Annotated in this window: 16 protein-coding genes; 9 read left to right on the forward strand and 7 right to left on the reverse strand. The window is 73.8% G+C overall.

From position 1 onward, the window contains the following. Positions 1-173: 173 nt before the first annotated feature. Positions 174-2,054, forward strand: a complete 1,881-nt coding sequence (locus BLT67_RS09865) for an ABC transporter ATP-binding protein (RefSeq protein ID WP_092666856.1) — start codon at positions 174-176, stop codon at positions 2,052-2,054. Next, on the forward strand, positions 2,051-3,856 hold the full coding sequence (locus tag BLT67_RS09870; RefSeq protein WP_092666857.1) for an ABC transporter ATP-binding protein: 1,806 nt from the start codon (positions 2,051-2,053) through the stop codon (positions 3,854-3,856). Before BLT67_RS09865 ends, BLT67_RS09870 begins: the two co-directional genes overlap by 4 nt. Before the next feature lie 57 nt (positions 3,857-3,913). Here the strand turns inward: BLT67_RS09870 and BLT67_RS09875 are convergent, their stop codons facing one another. Beyond that, positions 3,914-4,360, reverse strand: a complete 447-nt coding sequence (locus BLT67_RS09875) for a GNAT family N-acetyltransferase (RefSeq protein ID WP_092666858.1) — start codon at positions 4,358-4,360, stop codon at positions 3,914-3,916. A 57-nt stretch (positions 4,361-4,417) separates the two neighbouring features. Continuing rightward, the gene (locus BLT67_RS09880) at positions 4,418-5,401 is read right to left on the reverse strand and encodes a 1-phosphofructokinase family hexose kinase (RefSeq protein WP_092666859.1); all 984 of its coding nucleotides are present in this window, start codon (positions 5,399-5,401) and stop codon (positions 4,418-4,420) included. 120 nt (positions 5,402-5,521) lie between these two features. Between BLT67_RS09880 and BLT67_RS09885 the strand changes: the two genes are divergently transcribed. Both BLT67_RS09885 and BLT67_RS09890 read left to right on the forward strand, forming a co-directional pair. Then, positions 5,522-6,229, forward strand: coding sequence for a hypothetical protein (locus tag BLT67_RS09885; protein WP_092666860.1), 708 nt, complete (start codon positions 5,522-5,524; stop codon positions 6,227-6,229). 142 nt (positions 6,230-6,371) lie between these two features. Then, a complete protein-coding gene (locus BLT67_RS09890) occupies positions 6,372-7,760 on the forward strand; it encodes a hypothetical protein (protein WP_092666861.1) in 1,389 nt (462 codons plus the stop codon). A gap of 370 nt (positions 7,761-8,130) precedes the next feature. Here BLT67_RS09890 and BLT67_RS09895 read toward each other — a convergent pair whose 3' ends face one another. Together BLT67_RS09895 and BLT67_RS13445 are read right to left on the reverse strand one after the other, a co-directional pair. Then, the gene (locus tag BLT67_RS09895; RefSeq protein WP_157674314.1) at positions 8,131-8,442 is read right to left on the reverse strand and encodes a hypothetical protein; all 312 of its coding nucleotides are present in this window, start codon (positions 8,440-8,442) and stop codon (positions 8,131-8,133) included. A 9-nt stretch (positions 8,443-8,451) separates the two neighbouring features. Continuing rightward, complete coding sequence (locus BLT67_RS13445; RefSeq protein WP_157674315.1) at positions 8,452-10,362, reverse strand: hypothetical protein; 1,911 nt, start codon at positions 10,360-10,362, stop codon at positions 8,452-8,454. On the opposite strand from BLT67_RS13445, the gene BLT67_RS13450 reads away from it, so the two are divergent. The 4 genes from BLT67_RS13450 (at position 10,343) to BLT67_RS09915 (ending at position 18,985) form a co-directional block, all read left to right on the forward strand. Continuing rightward, positions 10,343-13,003, forward strand: coding sequence for a hypothetical protein (locus BLT67_RS13450; RefSeq protein WP_157674316.1), 2,661 nt, complete (start codon positions 10,343-10,345; stop codon positions 13,001-13,003). The genes BLT67_RS13445 and BLT67_RS13450 overlap by 20 nt on opposite strands. 127 nt (positions 13,004-13,130) lie before the next feature. Further along, positions 13,131-14,702 (forward strand): DNA polymerase Y family protein, encoded by a 1,572-nt coding sequence (locus BLT67_RS09905; RefSeq protein WP_157674317.1) that lies wholly within the window; start codon positions 13,131-13,133, stop codon positions 14,700-14,702. 88 nt (positions 14,703-14,790) lie between these two features. After that, entirely contained in the window at positions 14,791-18,168 is a 3,378-nt protein-coding gene (locus BLT67_RS09910) for an error-prone DNA polymerase (protein ID WP_092667619.1), read from the forward strand. Positions 18,169-18,199: 31 nt separating this feature from the next. Then, positions 18,200-18,985 (forward strand): glucosamine-6-phosphate deaminase, encoded by a 786-nt coding sequence (locus BLT67_RS09915; RefSeq protein WP_231945464.1) that lies wholly within the window; start codon positions 18,200-18,202, stop codon positions 18,983-18,985. Between the two features lie 106 nt (positions 18,986-19,091). Here BLT67_RS09915 and BLT67_RS09920 read toward each other — a convergent pair whose 3' ends face one another. From BLT67_RS09920 to purU, 3 genes are all read right to left on the reverse strand, one after another. Beyond that, positions 19,092-20,303 (reverse strand): N-acetylglucosamine-6-phosphate deacetylase, encoded by a 1,212-nt coding sequence (locus tag BLT67_RS09920; protein WP_231945465.1) that lies wholly within the window; start codon positions 20,301-20,303, stop codon positions 19,092-19,094. Between the two features lie 112 nt (positions 20,304-20,415). Then, a complete protein-coding gene (locus tag BLT67_RS09925) occupies positions 20,416-22,914 on the reverse strand; it encodes an ExeM/NucH family extracellular endonuclease (RefSeq protein WP_092666865.1) in 2,499 nt (832 codons plus the stop codon). A gap of 280 nt (positions 22,915-23,194) precedes the next feature. Further along, a complete protein-coding gene (gene purU / locus BLT67_RS09930; protein ID WP_092666866.1) occupies positions 23,195-24,043 on the reverse strand; it encodes a formyltetrahydrofolate deformylase in 849 nt (282 codons plus the stop codon). Between the two features lie 84 nt (positions 24,044-24,127). Here purU and BLT67_RS09935 point away from each other — a divergent pair, with 84 nt between their 5' ends. Further along, positions 24,128-25,351: an MFS transporter gene (locus BLT67_RS09935; RefSeq protein ID WP_092666867.1), complete on the forward strand. Its 1,224-nt coding sequence runs from the start codon at positions 24,128-24,130 to the stop codon at positions 25,349-25,351. Positions 25,352-25,357 lie beyond the last annotated feature (6 nt).

Below are 25,357 nucleotides of genomic sequence, written 5' to 3' on the forward strand. Positions count from 1 at the left end.
AGGAGGGCCGCCGGCCCGCCGCGAGCCCGCCCCGCTCGCACCGTCCTGATCCGCGCCGCGCGACCGCGTCGGCGGCCGCCGGGATCATCGACGCCGCACCACCTCCCCGCGACCCACCGGTCGCACCGCTCCCACCGCCGACCCACGACGTCGGCGGCCGCGAAGGACACCGCATGCCCCCCGCACAGCCCCACCGCCCGTCAGCGCCGCCGCGCCCCAAGATCATCCCGTCGCTGCGACGGCTCATGCCGTTCCTGCGGCCCGTGCTGCCCCGCTTCATCGGCGGCGTCATCACCGCGCTCGTCGCGGCCGTCGTCGCGCTGCTGATCCCCGTCGCCCTGCGGTGGCTCGTCGACGGCCCGCTCACGAGCGGCGACCAGGCGCTCATCTGGATCGGCGGCGTCGCGATCCTCCTGCTCGGCCTCACCGAGGCGGTGTTCGTCTTCCTGCGCCGCCTGTTCGTCACGCTGCCGTCCACCGCCGTCGAGGCGACCATGCGCCAGACGCTCTACGCGAAGCTCCAGCGCCTCCCGATCGCGTTCCACGACCGTTGGCAGTCGGGCCAGCTGCTCTCGCGCGCCGTCGGCGACCTCGGCATGATGCGCCGCTTCTTCGCGTTCGGCGCCGTCATCTTCATCACCAACCTGCTGACGCTCATCATCGGCCTCGGCATCCTGCTCGTGTGGAGCCCGCTGCTCGGCGCGCTGTTCATCCTCACGTCGATCCCCATCGTCGTGATCGCCTTCCGCTTCGAGCAGAGCTACCACCAGGTGGCGCGCCGCGCGCAGGACCAGCAGGGCGACCTCGCGACCGCCGTCGAGCAGTCGGTGCACGGCATCCGCGTGCTCAAGGCGTTCGGCCGCGGCCAGACCGCGCTCGCGGGCTTCGAGCAGCAGGCCGAGGCGCTGCGCTCGACCGAGCTCACCAAGGCGCGCAGCGAGGCGATGCTGTGGATGTGGCTGACGATCATCCCGTTCGTCAGCTACGCCGTGTGCCTCGTCGTCGGCATCTGGCAGGTCGCCGAGGGGCAGCTGAGCGTCGGCGAGCTCGTCGGCTTCCTGTCGACCGCCGTCGTGCTCAACTGGCCGATCGAGTCGCTCGGCTTCCTCTTCGCCTTCGCGATCGACGCGGCCAACGCATCCGTCCGCCTGTTCGAGGTGCTCGACGCCGAGGAGGACATCGTCGATCCGGCCGAGCCGACCACGATCGTCGCGCCGAAGGGGCGGCTCGTCTTAGAGGACGTGCACTTCCGCTACCAGGACGCGCCGGAGGACGAGCGCGACCTCGTCGACGGCGCGACCCTCGCGATCGAGCCGGGCGAGACGATGGCGCTCGTCGGCGTCACCGGATCCGGCAAGACGACCCTGACGGCGCTGCCCGGCAGGCTCTACGACGTGACCGCCGGCCGCGTGACGCTCGACGGCGTCGACGTTCGCGACCTGACGCTCGAGGAGCTGCGCACCCACGTCGCGATGGCCTTCGAGGACGCCACGCTCTTCTCCGCCTCGGTGCGCGACAACGTGCTCATGGGCGCGCGGGAGAAGTCGGATGCGGTGCTCGACCGGGCGCTCGAGGTCGCGCAGGCGACGTTCGTGCGCGACCTGCCCGAGGGGCTCGAGACGACGATCGGCGAGGAGGGCATGTCGCTCTCCGGCGGCCAGCGCCAGCGCCTCGCGCTCGCGCGCGCCGTCGCCGCCGACCCCGCGGTGCTCGTGCTCGACGACCCGCTCTCGGCGCTCGACGTCGAGACGGAGGCGCTCGTCGAGGACGCGCTGCGGCACGTGCTCGCGTCGACGACGGCGCTCATCGTCGCGCATCGGCCCTCGACCGTGCAGCTCGCCGACCGCGTCGCGCTCATGCGCGACGGGCGCATCGACGACGTCGGCACCCACTCCGAGCTGCTCGCGCGGAACGAGCACTACGTGCACGTGATCGCGAGCCTCGAGGAGGCGCAGCGCGACCGGCAGGACCTCGAGCAGGTCGCGACCGGCGCGTTCCAGGCAATCGACGCATCCGTCATGGATGCGCGCACCGGCGGGGAGGAGGAGCGATGAGCGTGCAGGGCGTGCAGGGCGAGGAGCGCGACGACTACACCAAGGAGGAGTCGCGCGAGCTGCGGCGGCGCTCGCAGCGGCTGCTGCGCGAGCTCGTGCGGCCGCACCGCTGGAAGCTCGCCGCGATCGCGGCGCTCGTCGTCGTCGCGACGGGCATGACGGTCGCGGGTCCGGCGATCCTCGCCTTCGGCATCGACACCGCGCTCCCGGCGCTGCAGGCCGGCGACGCCGTGCCGCTGTGGGCCGCGGGCGCGATCTACATCGTCGCCGCGGTGCTCTCGGGCGTCGCGTTCTACGCGTTCACGATCGGCACCGCGCGCGTGAGCCAGGCGGTGCTGCTGACGCTCCGGCGGCGGCTGTTCGACCACACGCAGCGCCTGAGCCTCGAGTTCCACGAGCAGTACACGTCCGGCCGCATCATCGCGCGGCAGACGAGCGACCTCGAGTCGATCCGCGACCTGCTCGACCAGGGGCTCAACGAGCTCGTGCGCGGCGTGCTGTTCATGACGTTCACGGCGATCGCGATGGTCGCGCTCGACCCCATGAGCGGCGTCGTCATCCTCGTCGCGCTCGTACCGGCGGTGCTGCTGACCCGCTGGTTCCAGTCGCGCTCGACGGTGCTCTTCCGGGAGACGCGCACGACGAGCGCGCAGATGATCGTCAAGTTCGTCGAGACGATGACGGGCATCCGAGCGGTGAAGGCGTTCCGCACCGAGCCCGAGAACGAGCGCGACTTCGGTGACAAGGTCGAGGCGTACCGCGACGCGAACTTCCGCACCATCCAGATCTTCGGCATCTACGAGCCGGGCATCATGATGATCGGCGGTCTGACGATCGCGGCGGTCGTGACGGTCGGCGCCTTCCGCGTGCTCGCGGGCGACCTCGCCGTCGGCTCGCTGCTCGCGGTCGCCCTCTACGCCCGCACGTTCTTCCAGCCCATCCAGGGCATCGGGATGTTCTTCAACGGCTACCAGTCGGCGGCCGCGGCGCTCGAGAAGATCTCGGGCGTGCTCGAGGAGCAGCCGACGGTGCCCGAGCCGGCGCGCCCGAAGTCGCTGCCGAGCGCGCGCGGCGCGATCGAGTTCGACGGCGTCTCGTTCGCCTACAAGGAGGGCCGCCAGGTGCTGCCCGACTTCGACCTCACGATCCCCGCGGGGCAGACGATCGCGCTCGTCGGCACGACCGGCGCGGGCAAGTCGACCCTTGCGAAGCTCGTCTCGCGCTTCTACGACCCGAGCGCGGGCGCCGTGCGGCTCGACGGGATCGACCTGCGGGAGCTCGCCGACGACGACCTGCGCCGCGCCGTCGTGATGGTGACGCAGGAGGCGTACCTCTTCTCGGGCTCCGTGGGCGAGAACATCGCGCTCGGTCGGCCGGAGGCGACGCAGGACGAGATCGAGGCGGCGGCGCGGGCCGTCGGCGCGCACGACTTCATCGAGGCGCTGCCCGACGGCTACGACACCGACGTCGCCAAGCGCGGCGGCCGGGTGAGCGCGGGGCAGCGGCAGCTGCTCTCGTTCGCGCGCGCGTTCCTCGCCGACCCGCGCGTGCTCATCCTCGACGAGGCGACGGCGTCGCTCGACATCCCGAGCGAGCGGCTCGTGCAGGAGGGCCTCACGACCCTGCTGGCCGACCGCACGGCGATCATCATCGCCCATCGCCTCTCGACGGTCGCGATCGCCGATCGCGTGCTCGTGATGGAGCACGGCCGCATCATCGAGGACGGCAGCCCGACCGAGCTCATCGAGCTCGGTGGGAAGTTCGCCTCGCTGCACCGCGCCTGGCGCGACTCGCTCGTCTAGTCCGGACGACGACGAAGGCCGCGGGCATCGCCCGCGGCCTTCGCTGCATGCGGCCGATCAGATCGACTTGCGGCCGATGGCCTCGCCGTACTCGTTCTCGCCGATCACCTCGAAGCCGACGGCGCGGAAGAACGCGCCGGGGCCCAGCTCGTCCTCCTCCCACACCGCGTAGACGCTGTCGAAGCCGAGCCGCTTGGCCTCCTTCGCCACCTGCTCGACGGTGAAGCTGCCGACGCCGCGGCGCTGCGCCTCGCCGGCCACGTACATGCGCAGGATGCTCGAGCGGTACTCCTCGCGGTCGACCTCGGGGTCGAAGTTGGCCATGACGTAGGCGACGGGCTCGTCGCCGTCGAAGATCACGCGCTGCCACGCGCTCTGGGTGTTGACGAACTCCTCGAGCCGCGCGTTGGCGGCGAGGAAGGCCTCCTGGCCCCGCTTGAGGGTCATGCTGTTGGCTGCGACGACGTTCGCGGCGGACAGCTCTTCGAGGCGCAGGTTCTCCATGGGCACACCGTACCAGCGCGTCGTGACGTGCCGAGTGCGAAGCGGAACCCCTGCGGATCAGCCGATCGGGGTGATGCGGATGCGCGGCACGAGCGGCGCCGGGTCGTCGATCGCGCCCGCTTGCGCGGCGAGCACCGCAGCCCCCGACCAGGCAGTCGCGCGGGCGAGCTGCTCCTCGAGCGTCGCGCCCTCGGCGATCGCCTGGGCGAGCGCGGCGACCGCGGCGTCGCCGGCGCCGGTGGGGTTGCCCTCGAGCACGTGGTCGAGCTGCGCGTGCCACGCGCGTCCGTCGGGCAGCACCGCGAGCATCCCCTCGACGTCGAGCGAGGCGAAGACGGTGCCCGTGCTCTCGGCCGCGAGCCTGCGTGCGGCGTCGAGCGGGTCGGTCCCGCCCATCGCGTCGAAGAGCTCGTGCCGGTTGGGCTTGACGGCGGTGGCGCCCGCGGCGGCCGCGTGGCGCAGCTGCTCGCCGCCGACGTCGACGATGACGGGCCTGCCGGCCGCGACCGCGGTCTCGACGATGCTGGCGCACAGCCCCTGCGGTGTCTGGGGCGGGAGCGATCCCGAGGAGACGATGACGCGTGCCCGCGGCGCCTCGTCGCGCACGATGGCGACGAGCCGCTCCCAGTCGGCCGGCGCGATCGGCTCGCCGGTCTCGTTGAGGTTGGTGGTGCCGGCGCGGGTGACGATCGCGGTGGTGCGCCGCGTGGGCGCGTCGACCTCGACGAGCCGGTGGGGGATGCCCGCACGGTCGAGGTCGTGCACGAACAGCACCTGCACGGGCCCGCCGATCGGGGCGATGACGATCGCCGGCTCGTGCTGCTGGTGCAGCACCCGGGCGACGTTGACGCCCTTGCCGCCGGCGCACGCGAGGCCGGTGGGCACGCGGTGGCTCGTGCCGGGGCGCAGCTCGTCGATCGCGTAGGTGATGTCGATCGCGGGGTTCGTGGTGACGCAGAGGATCGGCGCGGGCCGGGTCGCGTCAGCGGTCGGTGCGACGCTCGGGTCGGTGACGGTGGGGTCATCGGCGACGTTCGCCATCCGGCCTCCTCGACGTGGATCCCCGCGCGGGGCGGAACGGCTCGATCATCCCACGGGAGGGGGCGCCCCGACACGCCGCCGGGGCTTGCAGCATTCGAACACACGTTCGAGAATGGAGGGATGGCGATGGCATCGACGAGGCTCGAGCGCCGCACGGGGAGCGACCGCACGGCGACCGTCGAGGCGCTGCGCGCGAGGCTCCGCGGCATGCAGCAGGCCGCTCCGCAGCACGGGGTGCCGTCGCTCGATGCGGCCGCTCCCGCGGGGCTCGACGACGTGGTGCGGCGGCTGCGCTCGGGTGCCGTGCACAGCATCGACTCGCGCGGCCTCGCGCTCGTGTGCATGGGCGCGGCCATGCCGGCGGGCTCGTGGGGCGCGATCGTCGGGATGCCCGATCTCGGCATCGAAGCGGCGCGCGACCTCGGGGTGCCGATCGAGCGCATCGCGCTCGTGCCGCATCCGGGCCGCGCCTGGCTCGATGCCGTCGCGAGCCTCGTGGAGGCGATGCCGGTGGTGCTCGCCGCGTCGCCGGGCCGGGTGGCGCCCACGGATGCCGCGAGGCTCGTCGCGAGGCTGCGGCAGGCGTCGTCGACGCTGCTGGTCGCTGGGCCGTGGGCCGGCGCCGCCACGACCGTGCGCAGCGTGCGCGCCGAGTGGCAGGGGCTCGAGGATGGGGACGGGCGCATCGCGTCGGGCGACCTGCTCGTCGAGGTCGGCTCCGGCGGGGCCGCGCAGCTCGCGCGGATCCCGCTGCTCGAGCCTCGCGCAGCCGCCGCGGCCGCCGGTCATGGGGCACTCGGGCCGACCGCGGCGAGACCCGCCGCCTGAGACACGCCCGACGCGCTCCTCGAGCCTTCGCTCAGGCATGGCTCAACCCTGTCCAAAGATCAATAACGCCGTTTGAATTCGATATGAGCCGGGCGTACTGTACCCCACGCAACCACTTCGAAGGCCCTCTGGGGAGGCGTTCATGGACGCGCGGCGCAGGGAAGCGAGCACTCGCTTCGCCCGACGCGCCCTCGCCGCCGGAGCCGCCTCCCTCGGCGCCGTCGCCCTGTCGCTGCTGCTCGGCGGCGCGGCCTCGAGCGCCGCGGACGACCCGGCTGCACCCGCCGACACCACCGTGCTCACCGCGACGGAGGACGCGCAGCCCGTGCCGGCGGCCGAGCCAGCACCCGCTCCCGAAGCTGCGCCGGAACCCGTGATCTCGGAGCCGCTGCCGGTCGTCACCGAGCCTGCGCCAGTGGCCGAGGAGTCGGCGCCGGTGGCCGAGGAGCCCGCGCCGGGCGACGCCCCGACGGCCGCGCCGCCGATCGCGTCGGGGGAGGCCGAAGCGCCCCCCGCGCAACCCGCGACCGACCCCGTCGCGGCCACAGCCGATGCGCCGGCCGCCGAGCCGACGGCGACCGCGACCGCTCCTGAGCCGGGTCCCGTCGCGACGACCGTCGCGACGACCGCCGCGACGACCGCCGAACCCGTCGCCGAGGCGCAGCCCGCGCCCGAGGGTGCGGCTCCGGTCGCGGCTGTGGCACCCGACGTCGGCACGACCTCCGTCGTCGTGGCGCAGAGCGACTGGAGCGTCGCCGGCTCGATCGAGGCGCTCGTGGAGCGCCTGCTCGCCGGGGTCGCGCCCGAGGTCGAAGCCCAGCCCGATGACCCGGCAGCCGCCCCCGCAGAGGCGCTGCTGCCCCCGATGCTGCAGGCGATCGTGCAGGACGCGCTCGCTGACGCGCTCGACCGCTGGATCGACGGCCTCCTCAGCGAATCGGTGCGACAGTCGCTCGCCGACCTCGTGCGCGATGCGCTCCGCGAGAGCATCGCGGCGGCGCTCACGGATGCGGACGGCTGGCTGTCCTCCATGGCCGACGTCGTGGCCGATGCGCCGCTGGTCCTCGAGCACGCGGTCACGGATGCGCTGCGGGCGGCGTCACCGACGCAGGCTGCGGCGATCGCGCCCGCGGCGATGCTCGCGCTGGTCCGCGACCTCGCGCATCCGCCCGGTACTCCGGTCTCGCAGGCAGCGGCCGACGGTGCGATCGGCGCGCCGAGCCCGAGCGCCGCGGCCGCGCCGTCGCACGCGCAGGCAGACCCGCTCGAGGGAGCGGCGCGCGTCGGTACGAGCACCAAGCTCGACCGCGTCGCGGGGCCGCTCGCGCCCCGGAAGGTGCCGCTGCCCGCGCCGGCGGGCGTCCCTGCCGGAGCCGTCGGCGGCTCGTCGGGCGGCGTCGGCTCGACGCAGCCGCTCGCCATCACCGAGACCTACGTGCTGCCCCGTCCAGGGGACGGCGCGAACGATGCGGACGAAGCGAGCCGCATCCCGGACTCGCTCCCGCAGGACTGCATCGCCCATCCGAACTGAGTGGGGTCGTGACCGCGCGACGCGCGGAACGATGTCGGCCGCAACGATGCGGCTCGACCCCATCCACTTGAAAGGGATGAGCCATGAAACAGCTCACCAAGCGCGCGCTGCTCGTCGTAGCGCTCGCTGGCGGCCTCTGGGCCGCAGGCACTGGCGTGGCCAGTGCCACGGAGGAGGGCTCCTTGAGCCCTGGCTCCGAAAGTCCACCGGTTGTGGCGACGGAGACCGTCGCTGAACCGGCAGCCGAGGCTCCGGCTACCGAGCCTGCGGCGCCGACTGCTGCGGATCCCGCCCCGGCGGCTCCGGCGGCTCCGCCCGCTGAGCCTCCGGCCCCGGCGGCTCCGGTCGCTGAGCCTCCGGCCCCGGCACCTCAGCCTGCAGCTCCCGAGGCACCAGCCCCGGCCCCTGCAGCGCCGGTCACCGAATCGGCAACCGCACCGGCCGCAGGGCCGGAGGCGGAGTCCGCACCGGTCACCACGACCGCGGCACCGACGTCGACGACGACGTCGACGCCCACGTCGACCGGTGACGCGACGAGCGTGGGCTCGACCGGGTCGGCGACGGCGACGTCGTCGCCCACGGTCACGACGGGGACGCAGCCCACGGGCTCGACCACCGCCGCGCCCACGACGACGCAGAGCGGCGGCGGCAGCGGCGTCCTGTCGGGCAACCAGCAGGTCACGAGCGGTGCCTACGCGTGCAACTTCAGCGGCAACGCCATCTCGGTCTTCGGCGACGCGATCTCGGTCGGGTCGACGGGATCGGCGACGGCGACGTCGATGCCCTGGCTGTCGCTCTGGAGCGGCGGTCTGCTCACGGGCGGCAATATCCTGATCGACAGCTCGACTGGTGCCTGCAACATCAGCGGCATGGCGATCTCGGTGTTCGGCGATGCGAAGAGCATCGACTCGACCGGGTCGGCGACGGCGACGTCGTCTCCCACGGCGAGCTCGTCGGGCAGCGGTGGAGGCGGCCTCCTGTCGGGCAACCAGCAGGTGGGCAGCTCCGCGACGGCATGGAACATCAGCGGCAACGCGATCTCCATCTTCGGCGACGCGAAGAGCATCAACTCGACCGGGTCCGCGACGGCGACGTCGTCCCCCTCGGCGAGCTCTTCGGGCGCCGGAGGCACGCTGTCGGGCAACCAGCAGGTCGGAAGCTCCGCGAGCGCGTGGAACTTCAGCGGCAACGCGATCTCCGTCTTCGGCGACGCGAAGAGCATCAACTCGACCGGGTCCGCGACGGCGACGTCGTCCCCCTCGGCGAGCTCTTCGGGCGGCGGAGGGATGCTCTCGGGGAACCAGCAGGTCGGCAGCTCGGCCGAGGCCTGGAACTTCAGCGGGAACGCGATCTCGGTGTTCGGCGACGCGAAGAGCATCGGCTCTGTCGGGTCGGCGACCGCGACGTCGTCCCCGTCGGTCTCGTCCTCGGGCGAGTCGGACTGGGTGGCGTCGTTCATGGGCTGGCTGCTCTTCGGCAACCAGCAGGCTTGGAGCACGGCCGGCGCATGGAACATCAGCGGCAACGCGATCTCCGTGTTCGGCAGCGCGCTGAGCGAGGGCTCGACGGGTTCGGCGGAGGCGACGTCGTCGCCCGAGGTCGAGTCGTCGGGCGGCGAGGGTCTCCTGTCGGGCAACCAGCAGGTGACCAGCTCGGCCACGGCCACCAACTGGAGCGGCAACGCCGTCTCCGTGTTCGGTGACGCGACGAGCGAGGACTCGACGGGTTCGGCCGAGGCGACGTCGTCGCCGCAGGTGCGCTCGTCGGGCAGTGAGGGGATGCTCTCGGGCAACCAGCAGGTCTCGTCCGAGGCTGAGGCGACGAACGTCAGCGGCAACGCCGTTGCGGTCTTCGGCGACGCCACGAGCGAGGACTCGACGGGTTCGGCGGAGGCGACGTCGTCGCCGCGCGTCCACTCGTCGGGCAGCGAGGGTCTCCTGTCGGGCAACCAGCAGGTGACCAGCTCGGCCACGGCCACGAACTGGAGCGGCAACGCTCTTGCGGTGTTCGGGGACGCGACGAGCGAGGACTCGACGGGTTCGGCGGAGGCGACGTCGTCGCCGCGCGTCGCCTCGTCGGGCAGCGACGGGATGGGCTCGGGCAACCAGCAGGTCTCGTCCGAGGCTGAGGCGATGAACGTCAGCGGCAACGCCGTGGCGCTCTTCGGCGACGCCTCGAGCCACCACTCCGACGGCTGGGCGGAGGCGACCTCGTCGCCGCGCGTCCACTCGTCGGGCAGCGACGGTCTCCTCTCGGGGAACCAGCAGGTGACCAGCACGGCGTCGGCCACGAACTGGAGCGGCAACGCTCTTGCGGTGTTCGGGGACGCGTCGAGCAGGGGATCCGAAGGATCGGCCACGGCGACCTCGTCGCCGTCCGTCCGCTCGCACGGCAGCGATGGGATGCTGTCGGGCAACCAGCACGTCAGCTCCGAGGCTTCGGCGATGAACGTCAGCGGCAATGCCGTTGCGCTCCTCGGCGACGCGCGGAGCTCGTGGTCGGAGGGCTCGGCCGAGGCGACGTCGTCGCCGCGGGTGCACTCGTCCGGCAGTGAGGGGATGCTCTCGGGCAACCAGCAGGTGATGAGCTCGGCCTCGGCCACCAACTGGAGCGGCAACGCTCTCGCGGTGCTCGGGGATGCGTCGAGCAGGGGATCCGAAGGATCGGCCACGGCGACCTCGTCGCCCTACGTCCGCTCCCACGGCAGCGATGGTCTGCTCTCGGGCAACCAGCAGGTCTGGTCCGATGCTGAGGCGATGAACGTCAGCGGCAATGCCGTTGCGCTCCTCGGCGACGCGTCGAGCCACCACTCCGACGGATGGGCCGAGGCGACCTCGTCGCCGCGGGTGCACTCGTCGGGAAGCGACGGGATGGGCTCGGGCAACCAGCAGGTGATGAGCTCGGCGTCGGCCACGAACTGGAGCGGCAACGCTCTGGCCGTGCTCGGCGACGCCACCAGCCGCGGCTCGTACGGATCGGCGGAGGCGACCTCGTCGCCCTACGTCCGGTCCCACGGCAGCGACGGTGTCCTGTCGGGCAACCAGCAGGTGATGTCCGACGCGTCGGCGATGAACGTCAGCGGCAACGCTGTCGCGCTCCTCGGCGACGCCCACTCCTCGTGGTCCGAGGGATCGGCCGAGGCGACCTCGTCGCCCCGCGTCCACTCCTCCGGCAGCGACGGCATGGGCTCGGGCAACCAGCAGGTGATGAGCGCGGCGTCCGCGGAGAACTGGAGCGGCAACGCTCTGGCGGTCCTCGGCGACGCGAGCAGCCGCGGCTCGTACGGATCGGCGGAGGCGACCTCGTCGCCGTACGTCCGGTCCCACGGCAGCGACGGCCTCCTGTCGGGCAACCAGCAGGTGACCTCGGATGCTGAGGCGATGAACGTCAGCGGCAACGCCGTGGCGCTCCTCGGCGATGCACGCAGCCACCACTCCGAGGGCTGGGCCGAGGCGACGTCGTCGCCCCGCGTCCACTCCTCGGGCAGCGATGGTGTCCTCTCCGGCAACCAGCAGGTCACCAGCTCGGCGTCGGCCACGAACTGGAGCGGCAACGCTCTGGCGATGGGCGGCGACGCGACCAGCCGCGGCTCGTACGGATCGGCGGAGGCGACCTCGTCGCCCTACGTCCGGTCCCACGGCAGCGACGGTCTGCTGTCCGGGAACCAGCAGGTCTCGTCCGAGGCTGAGGCGATGAACGTCAGCGGCAACGCCGTGGCGCTCTTCGGCGACGCCCACTCCTCGTGGTCCGAGGGATCGGCCGAGGCGACCTCGTCGCCCCGCGTCCACTCCTCCGGCAGCGACGGCATGGGCTCGGGCAACCAGCAGGTGATGAGCGCGGCGTCCGCGGAGAACTGGAGCGGCAACGCTCTGGCGGTCCTCGGCGACGCGAGCAGCCGCGGCTCGTACGGATCGGCGGAGGCGACCTCGTCGCCGTACGTCCGGTCCCACGGCAGCGACGGCCTCCTGTCGGGCAACCAGCAGGTGACCTCGGATGCTGAGGCGATGAACGTCAGCGGCAACGCCGTGGCGCTCCTCGGCGATGCACGCAGCCACCACTCCGAGGGCTGGGCCGAGGCGACGTCGTCGCCCCGCGTCCACTCCTCGGGCAGCGATGGTGTCCTCTCCGGCAACCAGCAGGTCACCAGCTCGGCGTCGGCCACGAACTGGAGCGGCAACGCTCTGGCGATGGGCGGCGACGCGACCAGCCGCGGCTCGTACGGATCGGCGGAGGCGACCTCGTCGCCCTACGTCCGGTCCCACGGCAGCGACGGTCTGCTGTCCGGGAACCAGCAGGTCTCGTCCGAGGCTGAGGCGATGAACGTCAGCGGCAACGCCGTGGCGCTCTTCGGCGATGCCCACTCCTCGTGGTCCGAGGGATCGGCCGAGGCGACGTCGTCGCCCCGCGTCCACTCCTCCGGCAGCGACGGTGTCCTGTCGGGCAACCAGCAGGTGACGAGCTCGGCGTCGGCGGAGAACTGGAGCGGCAACGCTCTGGCCGTCTTCGGCGACGCGACCAGCCGCGGCTCGGAGGGCTCGGCGGAGGCGACCTCGTCGCCGTACGTCCGCTCCTCGGGCAGCGGCGGTCTCATGTCGGGCAACCAGCAGGTCTCGTCCGAGGCTGAGGCGATGAACGTCAGCGGCAACGCCGTGGCGCTCTTCGGCGACGCGCGCAGCCACCACTCCGTCGGGTCCGCCCGGGCGACCTCGTCGCCCACGGTGATCTCGTCCGGCAGCGGTGGTGTGCTCTCGGGCAACCAGCAGGTGACCAGCACGGCGCACGCCACGAACTGGAGCGGCAACGCGATCGCCGTCTTCGGTGACGCGACGAGCGTCGGATCCGTCGGTTCGGCCGTCGCCGAGTCGTGCCCCATGGTGATCTCCGGATCCGACCGCTGGGGCCACGAGTGCGGCGAGGAGTCGGAGCCTCCTGAGGAGGAGTGCCCCGAGCCGCCGAAGCACGAGTGCCCGGAGCCCCCGGAGCACGAGTGCCCGGAGCCGCCGCAGGCGGAGTGCCCGGACTCGGAGTCGCCCCACCAGCCGAACCCGGAGCAGCCGGGCAAGGCGGATGACGGCGGCGAGACGGGTGCGGCCGGGGACGGTCGGGCGTCGCTGCCCGCCGCCGCGGCTGAGCTGCCGGTGACCGGTGCCGACGCGAGCGGCCTCGCGCTGCCCGCGCTGGTGCTGCTGGCGCTGGGCATGATGCTGATGCGCGGCCGTCGCCGCGAGCGCACCATGTCCTGATCCATCACGACGGGGTGCGGGGCGTCCATCGGGCGCCCCGCACCTCTGCGCGCCCGGGGCCGTCGAGGACCACTGCGACACACCGCATCCGCTTGCCATGTTCGAACGTGTGTTCGATCATGGATGCATGACGATCGAGACCGGGGAGCGCGAGGCAGCCACGCGCAGCCGCCCGCGCGAGACGCGCGTCGGCGTGCTGCGGGTGCCCGACTGGCCGGTCGTCGTCGCCCGGCGGACGGGCGCGCTGCCGGCCGGCGGCGAGGCCGGCGCACCGGGCGCGGTCGTGCACGCGCTGCGCGTCGTCGCGTGCGATGCCGGCGCCCGCGCCGACGGCGTGCGGGCGGGCATGCGGGTGCGCGACGCGCAGGCGGCCTCGCCGATGCTCGCGCTCGCTCCCGCCGACCCGGTGGGCGAGGCGCTCGCGTTCGAGCAGGTGGTGCGGGCGGTGCTCGCGGTCGTGCCTGCGGCGCAGTCGATCGGCGACGGCGGGCTCGCGTTCCGGATGCGCGGGGCGACCCGGTTCTACGGCTCCGAGCCGCGGGCGGTCGGCGCGGTGCGGGACGCGCTCGCCGGGCTCGGGCTCACGGCGGCTTTCGGTGTCGCCGACGACCGCTTCACCGCCGAGCTCGCGGCGACCGCGGGCGCCGCTGCCGGCGCCGGCGAGACGATCGTGCCGCCGGGCCGCAGCGCCGAGTTCCTCGCGCCCCTGCCGGTCGGCGTGCTCGGCGACGACGAGCTGCCGAGCATGCTGCACCGCCTCGGCGTGCACACCCTCGGCGGCTTCGCGCGGCTGCCCGACGCGAGCATCCGCGACCGGTTCGGGCAGGCGGGGCTCGTCGCGCTCGCGCGCGCCCGCGGGCTCGACGACCGTCGCATCGACGACGCGGGGCTGGGGGAGGAGCGGGTGCTGCGGCTCGCGTTCGAGCCCGGGCTCGAGGGCGTCGCCGAGCTCGCGCTCGCGGTGCGCGAGCCGGTCGAGCGCTTCGTGCGGCAGCTCGCCGAGCAGCGGCTCGTATGCAGCGAGCTGCGCATCGTGCTGCGCGGTGAGGAGGGGCGCGTGAGCGAGCGGCTCTGGCGCCAGCCGGGGTTCCTGCGCGCGGGCGACATCGTCGACCGGATGCGGTGGCAGCTCACCGAGAGCGACCTCGGCTCGGCGCTCGTCGAGGTGCAGGCGCTGCCCGAGCGCCTCGACGCGGCGACCGAGCACATGCCGGGCCTGTGGGGCGGCACCGGCATCGACGACCGCACCCGGCACGCGCTCGAGCGGCTGCAGAGCAAGCTCGGCCGCGAGGCCGTGCTCACAGCCGCCACCGGCGGCGGCCGGCTGCTCGCCGAGCGCGGCGTGCTCACGCCGTGGGGCGATGCGGCGCCGCCGCAGCCGGCGGGGCCGTGGCCCGGCGCGCTGCCCGCACCGCGGCCGTCGGTCGTCTTCCGGCCGCCGCTGCCGGTGCTGCTCACCGATGCCGCGGGGGCCGCGGTCGAGCCCGGCGCGCTCGACGAGCGCGCGGCATCCCCCGCCGTCTTCTCCCCGCCCGCCGCCGCTCGCCGCCGGGTGGTCGCGTGGGCGGGGCCGTGGCCGATCCGGCGGCGCGAGCTCGGCACGACGGTGCACCGGCTGCAGCTGCTCGACGGCGAGGGCGAGGCGTGGGTGCTGCTGCACGCCGACGGCGCGTGGGTCGCGGAGGGCCGCTATGCCTAGCGATCCGCGGCGCGGGTGCCCTGCAGGGCCCGGGCAGTGCCGCCGCGCGGGGAGGGGGTGACCCGTGGCCGGCTGGAACAACCCGTCGATGCCCTGGCGCGAGCTCGAGGGCATCCTCAGCGACCGCGACGTCGGCGCGGGCAAGGCCGCCCGGCACCCCGACGACCTCGACGACGCTCGCCGCCCCCGCATCCGCGTGCCCGGCGACAGCGCGGTCACCCCGTATGCCGAGCTGCACGCGCACTCGCACTACTCGTTCCTCGACGGCGCGTCGAGCCCCGCCGAGCTCGTCAACGAGGCGCGCAGGCTCGGCCTCGAGGCGCTCGCGCTCGTCGACCACGACGGCCTCTACGGCGCCGTGCGCTTCGCCGAGGCCGCCGCCGAGGCGCAGCTGCCGACGGTGTTCGGCACCGAGTTCTCGCTCGGGCTCGAGACGCCCCAGAACGGCATCCCCGACCCCGACGGCAGCCACCTCGTCGCGCTCGCGACCGGCCCGGCCGGCTACTCGGCGCTCGCGTCGGCGCTCACCGACGGCTACCTCGCGACCGACCACCACGGGCCGGGCGAGAAGGGGCGGCCGATCTTCGAGCTCGAGCGGCTCGCGGAGGCGGCGCGCGGCGAGTGGATGATCCTCACGGGCTGCCGCAAGGGCACCGTGCGGCAGGCGCTCGACCGCTTCGGCGCGAGCCCCGAGGGGGCGGATGCGGCGGCCCACGAGATCGACCGGCTCGCGTCGCTCTTCGGCCGCGACCGCATCGTGGTCGAGCTCGCCGACATCGGCGACCCGCGCGACTTCGAGCGCAACCGCGTGCTCGCACAGCTCGCCGAGGCCCGCCGCCTGCCGCTCATCGCGACGACGAACGCCCACATCGCATCCCCCGCCCGGCAGCAGCTCGGCGACGCGGTCGCCGCGGTGCGCGCCCGCCGCTCGATCGACGAGCTCGACGCGTGGCTGCCGGCGGGCGGCGTGCCGTCGCTGCGCTCGGGCGCCGTCATGGCCCGCCGCTTCCGCGCATTCCCCGGCGCGATCGACACCGCCGCCGCGCTCGGCCGCGCGCTCGCCTTCGACCTGCGCGCCGCCTCGCCGAAGCTGCCGGCGACCGAGGTGCCCGAGGGCCACACGCCGATGACATGGCTCCGGGCGCTCGTCGCCGAGCGGCTGCCGCGCGTCTACGCGACCGACGCCGCAGGCCGGCCGGCCGCGCACGTGACCGAGCGGCTCGAGCACGAGCTCGCGCTCATCGAGCAGAAGGGCTTCGCCGGCTACTTCCTCATCGTCTTCGAGATCTCCGACTTCGCGCACTCGCGCGGCATCCTCTGCCAGGGCCGCGGCAGCGCCGTCGCGAGCGCGGTGTGCTTCATCCTCGGCATCACCGCTGTCGACCCCATCCGCTACCGGCTGCCCTTCGAGCGCTTCATCTCGATGATGCGCGAGGAGGAGCCCGACATCGACATCGACTTCGACGCCGGCCGCCGCGAGGAGGTCATCCAGCACGTCTACGAGCGCTACGGCCGCCGCAACGCCGCGCAGGTCGCGAACGTCATCACCTACCGGCCCAAGTCGGCGGTGCGCGACGCGGCGAAGGCGCTCGGCTACGCGGTGGGCCAGCAGAACGCGTGGTCGAAGTCGGTCGAGTCGTACTCGCAGGTCGACGTCGAGACGATCCCCGAGCCGGTGGCGCTGCTGGCGGGCGAGTTCCTGCACGCGCCCCGGCACCTCGGCATCCACTCGGGCGGCATGGTGCTCACCGAGCAGCCGGTCGGCACCGTGTGCCCCATCGAGCCGGCGCGCATGGAGGGCCGCACCGTGCTGCAGTGGGACAAGGACGACTGCGAGTGGATGGGCCTCGTGAAGTTCGACCTCCTGGGCCTCGGCATGCTCGGCGCCATGTCGCACACGATGGCGCTCGCGGCCGAGCACACGGGGGAGCGGTGGGGGCTCGCGACCATCCCCGCCGAGGAGGCCGGCGTCTACGACATGCTGTGCGAGGCGGATGCGGTGGGGGTGTTCCAGGTCGAGTCGCGGGCGCAGCTCGCCACCCTGCCGAGGCTCAAGCCGCGCGCGTTCTACGACCTCGTGATCGAGATCGCGCTCATCCGCCCCGGCCCCATCCAGGGCGACGCCGTGCATCCGTACCTGCGTCGACGCAGCGGCCAGGAGCCCGTGACCTACGCGCATCCGCTGCTCGAGCCCGTGCTCGAGCGCACGCTCGGTGTGCCGCTGTTCCAGGAGCAGCTCATGCAGATGTCGGTCGCGGTCGGCGGCTTCGACGCGGGCGAGGCCGACCAGCTGCGCCGCGCGATCGGCTCGAAGCGCTCGAAGGAGCGCATCGAGGCGCTCAAGGCCAAGCTCTTCGAGGGCATGGCGGCCAACGGCATCAGCCCCGAGACGGGCGAGTCGATCTACCGCAAGATCGAGGCCTTCGCGGGCTTCGGCTTCGCCGAGTCGCACTCGCTCGCCTTCGCCAAGCTCGTCTACGCCTCCTCGTGGCTCAAGCTGCACTACCCGGCGGCGTTCCTCGCCGGCCTGCTGCGCAGCCAGCCGATGGGGTTCTGGTCGCCGCAGACCCTCGTGGCGGATGCGGCGCGGCACGAGGTCGAGACGCTGCGTCCCGACGTGGTGCGCTCGGGCGTCGACGCGGGCCTCGAGCGGCACGGCGAGCGCCGGCTGGGCGACGACGCGTGCCTCGCGCACGAGCAGCCGCCCGTGCCGCGCGTGGCATCCGAGACGCTCGCGCAGCGCCAGCGGCACCGCCGCGACGCCGGCTTCGCAGTGCGGATGGGGCTCTCGGGCGTGACCGGCATCGGCGCGGGCGCCGCCGAGCGCATCGTCGCCGCGCGCGAGGCTGCGCCGATCCGCGACATCCACGACCTCGCGCGCCGCGCCGACCTGGATCGGGGCGAGCTCGAGGCGCTCGCGACCGCCGGCGCCCTCGACGCGCTCGGCATCACCCGCCGCGAGGGGCTGTGGCTCGCGGGGCCGGCGTCGACCGAGCGCGAGGATCAGCTCGAGGGCTCGCAGCTGAGCCTGCAGGTGCCGCTGCTGCCGATGCTCTCGGCCGAGGAGCAGGTCGCGCTCGACATCTGGGCGACGGGTGTCGCGACCGACGACCACCCCGTGCGGCACGCCCGCGCGATGCTCGAGGCGCGCGGCGTGCTGCCGATCGCGGCACTCGCCGAGGCCGAGCCGGGCAGGCGGGTGCAGACCGCGGGCGTCGTCACGCACCGGCAGCGGCCGCGCACGGCCCAGGGCGTGACCTTCATGAACCTCGAGGACGAGACGGGCATGCTCAACGTCATCATCTCGAAGGGGCTGTGGCTCAACCAGAAGCAGGTGGCGAGGCACGCGCCCGCGCTCATCATCCGCGGCATGCTGCAGCGCAGCGCCGAGGGGGTCATCGCGCTGCTCGCCGACCGGCTCGAGCGCTTCGACGTGCCCACCGGCGGCTCGCGCGACTTCCGCTAGGGGGCATGCGGTCGTCGGCTACCGTCGAGCCATGCAACGCCCCCTCGCCCGCCAGACGGGATCGATGCGCCTGCGGATCGCCCGCGATGCGGCCGAGCACGCGAGGCTCGCGGCGGATGCGGTGGTGTCGGCGCTGCCCGCCGGTCGCGCGCCCGTGCTGGGCGTCGCGACCGGATCTTCGCCGAACGGCGTCTACGCCGAGCTCGCGCGCCGCGTCGCCGCGGGCGAGGTCGACCTGCGCGAGGCGACGGCATTCGCGCTCGACGAGTACGTCGGGCTGCCGGTCGGCCACCCGCAGCGCTACCGCACCGTCGTGCACGAGCTCGTCACGGTGCCGCTCGGGCTCGATCCGGCGCGCGTGCACGTGCCCGACGGCGGCGCGCCCGACCTCGCGGCCGAGGCCGCCGCGTTCGAGCGGCGCATCCGCGACGCGGGCGGCATCGACGTGCAGCTGCTCGGCATCGGCCGCAACGCCCACATCGGCTTCAACGAGCCCGGCTCGGCGTTCGCGTCGCGCACGCGCGAGGCGCTGCTCGCCGAGGAGACCATCGCCGACAACGCGCGCTTCTTCGCGGGCGCCGACGAGGTGCCGCGCCGCTGCATCACGCAGGGCATCGCGACGATCCTCGAGGCCCGGCGCATCGTGCTCGTGGCGCAGGGGCTGCGCAAGGCGGATGCGGTGCGGCACGCCGTCGAGGATGCTCCGTCGCCCGCGTGGCCCGCGACCGCGCTCCAGGCGCATCCGGACGTCGTGCTCGTGCTCGACGAGGAGGCGGCGAGCCTGCTCGGCGCCGGGACGCGCGCGGCGGCGGAGTAGCGCGAGACCGCGGCTTCCGGGGCGCGGGCGCGGGATGGCGGCAGCGCCGCGGCGACCTCAGGCGCGAGGACGCGGGGCCGCGACGGGCTCGTCCGAGGACGGCCGCTCAGCGCGACGCGATGCGGTGCCCGTCGCGCCAGACGCCCGTCACCGCGAGGTCGTCGTCGAGCGCGACGAGGTCGGCGGCGGCACCCGCCCGCAGGCGGCCGAGGTCGGGGCGGTCCACCGCATCCGCCCCCGCCCGCGCCGCGGCGTCGAGCGCGACCGCGAGCGGTGCGCCCGCTGCGACGAGCACGCGCACCGCGTGGTCGAGCGTGAGGGTCGAGCCGGCGATCGAGCCGCCGCCGGCGAGCCGCGGCAGCCCGGCCTCGACGCGCACGTCGAGCCCGCCGATGCGGTAGTCGCCGTCGGGCATGCCCGCCGCCGCCATCGCGTCGCTCACGAGCGCGACGCGGCCCGGCGCCGCCTGCAGCAGCACGGCGAGCATCTCGGGCGCGACGTGCTCGCCGTCGGCGATCGCCTCGAGCGTGACGCGCTCGTCGAGCAGCGCGGCCGCGAGCGGCCCGGGGGAGCGGTGGTGCATCGGCGGCATGCCGTTGCACGCGTGCGTGAGGAGCGTCGCGCCGGCGTCGAACGCCGCGCGCACCGTCGCGGCGTCGGCGCCGGTGTGGCCGACCGCGACGCGCACGCCCGCGTCGGCGAAGCTGCCGATCGCGTCGAGGGCGCCGGGCAGCTCGGGCGCGATCGTCACCTGCAGCAGCTGCCCGTCGCCGGCTTCGAGGAGCGCCTCGACCGACGCGGGCGTGGGCGCCTGCAGCGCGGCGGGGTCGTGCGCGCCGCGGTGGCTGTCGGCGAGGAACGGGCCCTCGAGGTGCACGCCGAGCACGGCCGGGTCGGCGGCTGCGCGCGCCGCGGCGGCGCGCACGCGCGGCAGGAGGTCGGGCAGGGGTGCGGTGACGAGCGAGATCGCCTGCCGCGTGGTGCCGTGCGCCTCGTGGAGCCCGAGGATCGCGTCCCAGTCGGGCTCGTCGTCGTCGAACGCGCCGCCGAGCCCGCCGTGGCAGTGCAGGTCGACGAAGCCGGGCGCGAGCGTGCCGTCGACCTCGACGTCGGGTGCCCGCGGCGGCGCGCCCTGGCCGAGCGCGGTGATCACGCCGCCTTCGGCCTGCACCCACGCATCCGGCACGATGACGCCCTCGAGGAGGGCGCGGCGCGCGCGCAGCAGCAGGGTCGCGCCCGCCGGGTCGCGCTCGCCGGAGGCAGCGGTGCGCGCAGCGCGGTCGGTCACATCCGGGGTGGTCTCATCCGGGGTGGTCACACCGAGAGCCTAGGTGCCGGAGGGGCATCACAGGCGGGCATCGCAGACGGCAGCGGCACCGGGCACGGGGCCCGGTGCCGCCTGCGCCGAGGGGCGCGTCAGGCCGTGCGCCTCAGCTGGCGTGCGGGCCCTTGCCCGGCTTGCCGTTGCCGAAGCCGCGGCCCGGGTGCTGGTCGCCGTGCACCGGGTGGTCGTCGCCGAACACCGGGTGGCCGCCGCCGGGCAGGCCCGGCTCCTCCGGCTCGTCGGCCTCGAACGAGAGGCCGATCACGACGGCGTCGTGGTCGCTCGCGCGGTAGGGGTCGGCGGCGAACAGCGCATCCTGCGCGTCCTGCTTGAACTGCATCGAGTAGTCGATGAGGCTCACCTCGTCGGCGTTGGCGTGCCATGCGGCGGCGCCCACGACCGACTCGAGCAGCCCCTCGTCGGCGAGGCCGTAGTCGAGGTAGCCGAGCTGGCCGTCGAAGACGTAGGTGTAGGCCTCCTCGCCCTGGTGGCGCTCGAGCAGGTCGGTGTAGCCGGCCGCCTCGAGCGTCGTGATCGGGTCCTCGTGGTCGTACGCGTTCAGGTCGCCGATGATGAGCGAGCCCTCCGAGTCGGCACCGGTCGGGTCGGTCGCGAGCCAGTCGGCGAGCGCGGCCGCCGCGGCGGTGCGCACCGCGTTGCAGTTGCCCTGCTCGGGGCTGCCGGAGTCGCCCTCGCACGCCGAGCCCTTCGACTTCAGGTGGTTGACGGCGACGGTGAGGATGCGGTCGGTCGCGAGGTCGCGGAACGACTGCGCGAGCGCCGGCCGGTTCTTCGTGCTGTCGAAGCGCGCATCGACGCTCGAATCGAGCACCGCGTGCGCGCCCTCCGGAGCCACGAGCGCCGGCTGGTAGATGAGCGCGGTCGTGATCTCGTCGGTGCCGAGGCGGCCGGTGTCGATGCCGGCCCAGCGCGCGGCGCCGTCGGCGGTCGGTGCCGCGTCGTTGAGCGCCTGCACGAGCGTGTCGAGCGCGGCGCCGTCGTTGTTCTCGATCTCGAGCAGCCCCACGATCGCCGAGTCGAGCTCGGTGATCGCTGCGACGATCTTCGCCTGCTGGCGCTCGAGCTCGGCCGCCGTGATCGCGCCACGGCTGCCGAGGGTCGTGAAGTAGTTCAGCACGTTGAACGACGCGACCTCGAGGTCGGCACCCTCGATCTCCGGCGCCGCCGGGCGGGGGTTCTGCGCGGCGTAGGTGCCGGCGTCGGTCGGCTGCACGGCCCACGTGTCGAAGCGCCAGTCGAGCACGCCCGTGATGCCGGTGATCGTGTCGCCGCCGCGGAAGCCGTGCTCGAGCGTGAACGTCTCGAGCGTGCCCGGGTGGATCGCCGGGTCGGGGTTCTGCGACGAGCGGCCGTCGTCGATCGTGATGCGGTTCGCGGCGTTGGCCTCGCGCACCGCAGCGGCCTCGGCCGAGCCGGGCGCGGCGACCGCGGTCGGCTGCATCTGGCGCTCGGTGCCCACGACGACCTGGCCGTAGCGGCCGTAGTTGAAGTACTCGAGGATCGAGAGCGTCTGCGGGAGCGTGACGAGCATGCTCTCGGTCGCCTCGTGGTCGGCGATCGGCAGCTCGAGCGCGACGGGCTCGGGCAGCGCGCCCTCGCCGCAGTCGGCGACGGCGGCGTTCGCGATCTGCGTCATGCCGTAGTGCTCGGTCGCCGTGCCGGTCACCTGCACGAGGTCGCCCTCGGTGACGTCGCGCGCCTGCGGGGCGTAGACGAAGATGCCGTCGCTCGTGGCGGCGTCGCCGTCGCCCGCGTCCTGGATGGTGAAGCCGCCGAAGCCGCCCACCTGCCAGTCGCCGGTGACGGTGCCGCGCACGGTCACGGTCTGCCCGGCGAGCGGCGTCGCGTCGCCCGACCCCTGCACGGCGCCGATCGCGGTCGGCTGCGCATCGCACGTCTCGACCGGCGGCTCCTCGACGTCGCCCTCGAACACGCGGTTCGCGGCGCCCGGTGTGTTCCACGCCTCGCCCACGGCCGGCGTGCCGGTTCGCACGCCCGCTCCGTTGAACGCGTTCCGCACCCAGTCGCCGGGTGCGTCGGTGTCGGTGCCCTCGGGCATGCGGCTCGCGCCGCCGACGGTCGCGGAGCTCCCGTCGAAGCCGCGGGCGAGCACCGTGCCGTACCCGAGGTCGCCGGCATCCGCATCCGTCACGCCTACGGCGTCGACCACGGTGAAGCCGACGCCGTCGTCGATGGTGCCGTCGCGGTCGGCGTCGACGACCTGGCCGTTCGTCGCCGGGCCCTGCACGAGCAGGATCGAGGCGGAGCCGTTCTGGATGCCGTTCAGCGGGTACTGCAGGAGGCCCCGGCCGCTCGCGTCGAGCGCCGGCGCCGGGTCGACGCGGATGACGCGGCCCTGGTTGGTGTTGCTGTCGCCCTCGACGATGACGATGCGGTGGTCGCTCAGGTCGGTGCCGGGGGCGCCGAGCAGCTCGACGTACTCGAGGCCGGTGTCGGTGCTGTCGACGTCGGCCGAGAACTCGTTGATGACGGGATGCTCCGCGGCGACCGCTGGGGTCGCCACGAGCCCTGAGAGGGCGAGCGCGGCGACCGTTCCGGTGCCGAGCGGGGTGCGTGTGCGCATGGTTCCACTCCGTTGAGGTGCAAGGTTGCTGATGCAGAACCTAGCCATCGCCGCTGACGCCACGCCCGAGCGGGAGTGAACAGCAGGTGACGGGTTGCCCGCTCGAGGCGGCCCGCAGGGTGGTCACGACGCGCCGCACGCGCCGCGCTCCGTGGTCACGACACGCCGTCGCGGGGCGGGAGCTCGCGGCGTGTCGTGACCACCCGGGTGCTCGCAGCGGGCGCGGTGCGGTGCGGTGCAGGGCGGGGCGGGGCGGCGCGGGGCGGGGGCCGGCGCGACGCTAGCGGAAGATGATCGTGCGCTGGCCGTCGAGCAGCACGCGATCCTCGGCGAACCACTGCACCGCGCGCGAGAGGGTGCGCGACTCGACGTCCTGGCCGATCGCGACGAGCTGCGCGGGCGTCTGCGTGTGCTCGACGCGCTCGACGTTCTGCTCGATGATCGGGCCCTCGTCGAGGTCGCTCGTGACGAAGTGGGCTGTCGCGCCGATGAGCTTCACGCCGCGCGCGTGCGCCTGGCGATAGGGGTTCGCGCCCTTGAAGCCCGGCAGGAAGGAGTGGTGGATGTTGATGAGCCGGCCCTCGAGCGCCTCGCAGAGCTCGGGGGAGAGGATCTGCATGTAGCGGGCGAGGACGACGAGCTCGATGCCCTCGGCCTCGACCACCTCGAGGATCCGGCGCTCGAACGCGGCCTTCGTCGCCGCATCCGTCACCGGGTGGTGCTCGAACGGCACGTCGTAGAAGGCCGCGAGCGAGCCGAGGTCGGGGTGGTTCGCCATCACGAGCGGGATGTCGACCGAGAGCTGGCCCGCGCGCTGGCGGAACAGCATGTCGTTGAGGCAGTGGGCCGCCTTCGACGCGAGCACGAGCGTCTTGAGCGGGCGGCCCACGTCGTCGAGCTGCCACTGCATGCCGTACTGCTCGACCACCGGAGCGAGCCGCGCCTCGAACGCGGCGCGCTCGGCGTCGGCCTCGACCTGCAGGCGCATGAAGAAGCGGTCGGTGTCGGCCGACGAGAACTGCTGCGACTCGGTGATGTTGCCGCCGCACTCGACGATGGCGCCGGTGATCGCGTGCACGATGCCCGGCCGGTCGTCGCAGACGAACGACAGGATCCAGTGGTTGCTCACCCGATCGAGTCTACGTTCGCGCGGGTGCGGCCGACGCCGCCGCCGCGGGCTCGGGGAGCCCGCCCGCCGCGTAGGCTCAGCGGCGTGGCAGACCAGGCGACGACCGGGCGGGCACGGCCGTTCCCGATGGGGCCGCTGCTCGTGCTCGCGCTCGCGATCTTCACGAACATCTCGGTCGAGATGCTCCCGATGGGCCTGCTGCTGCCGATGAGCCGGGAGCTCGGCGTCGGCGAGAGCGCGATCGGCCTGCTCGTGACGATCTTCGCCTTCACCGTCGTCGCCTCCTCGACCACGCTCATCCGCCTCACCCGCCGAGTGCCGCGCCACCTGCTCGTCATCACGGTGCTCGTGGTGTTCGCGGCGAGCTGCTTCGGCTCGGCGCTCGCGCCCGACTACGGCTGGATGGTCGCCTTCCGCGTGCTCGGCGGACTCGCGCACGGCGTCTTCTGGACGGTCGTGGGCGCGTACGCCGCCTACCTCGTCGAGCCCGGCCAGCTCGCGCGCGCCGTCGCGATCACCTCCTCCGGCGGCTCGTTCGCCTACGTGCTCGGGCTGCCGCTCGCGACGCTGCTCGGCCAGCTCATCGGCTGGCGCTGGTCGTTCGCGCTGTTCGGCACGGTGTGCATCGTCGTCGCGGTCGCGGTGTGGCGGATGCTGCCGCCCGTCGACCACCTGCGCGACCAGGCGACGACGTCGACCGGCTCGATCGCCCTGCCCGACCCGGAGCCCGGCAAGAGCGTGCGCGGCGTGGCGCTCGCGATCGTCTCGACGACCCTCGTGATGCTCGGCCACTACGCCCTCTACACGTACATCTCGCCCTTCCTCGTGCAGCACGCGGGCGTGCCCGAGTCGTGGCTCTCGGGCGCGCTGCTCGGCTACGGCATCGTCGGGATCGCCGCGGTGCTCGCGATCGCGCTCTGGCTCGGCCGCCGCCCCACCGCCTCGACCCTCGCGATGATGGTCGCCGGCATCGCCGCGATGCTCACGCTCGGCCTCTCGCAGCTCGCGGTGCTCACCGTCGTGGGCGTCATGGTGTGGGCGTTCGCCCTCGGCGCGCTGCCGGCGCTGCTGCAGACGCGGCAGCTGCAGGCGACGCCCGAGCGGATGCTGCAGGGCGCGACCGCCTGGTACACGACCGGCTTCAACGTGGGCATCGGCGGGGGAGCGCTCCTGGGCGCGATCGTCCTCGAGGCGGTCGGCGTCGGCGCGCTCCCGTGGGCGCTCCTGACCGGCCTCGTCGTCGCGCTCGCGCTCGTGTCGATCGACGCGCGCCTGCACCGGCGCGACCTCGAGCGCGCGCGCCCCTAGCCGGGT

This window comes from Agrococcus carbonis (assembly GCF_900104705.1).
GTDB classification, from domain to species: Bacteria; Actinomycetota; Actinomycetes; order Actinomycetales; family Microbacteriaceae; genus Agrococcus; species Agrococcus carbonis.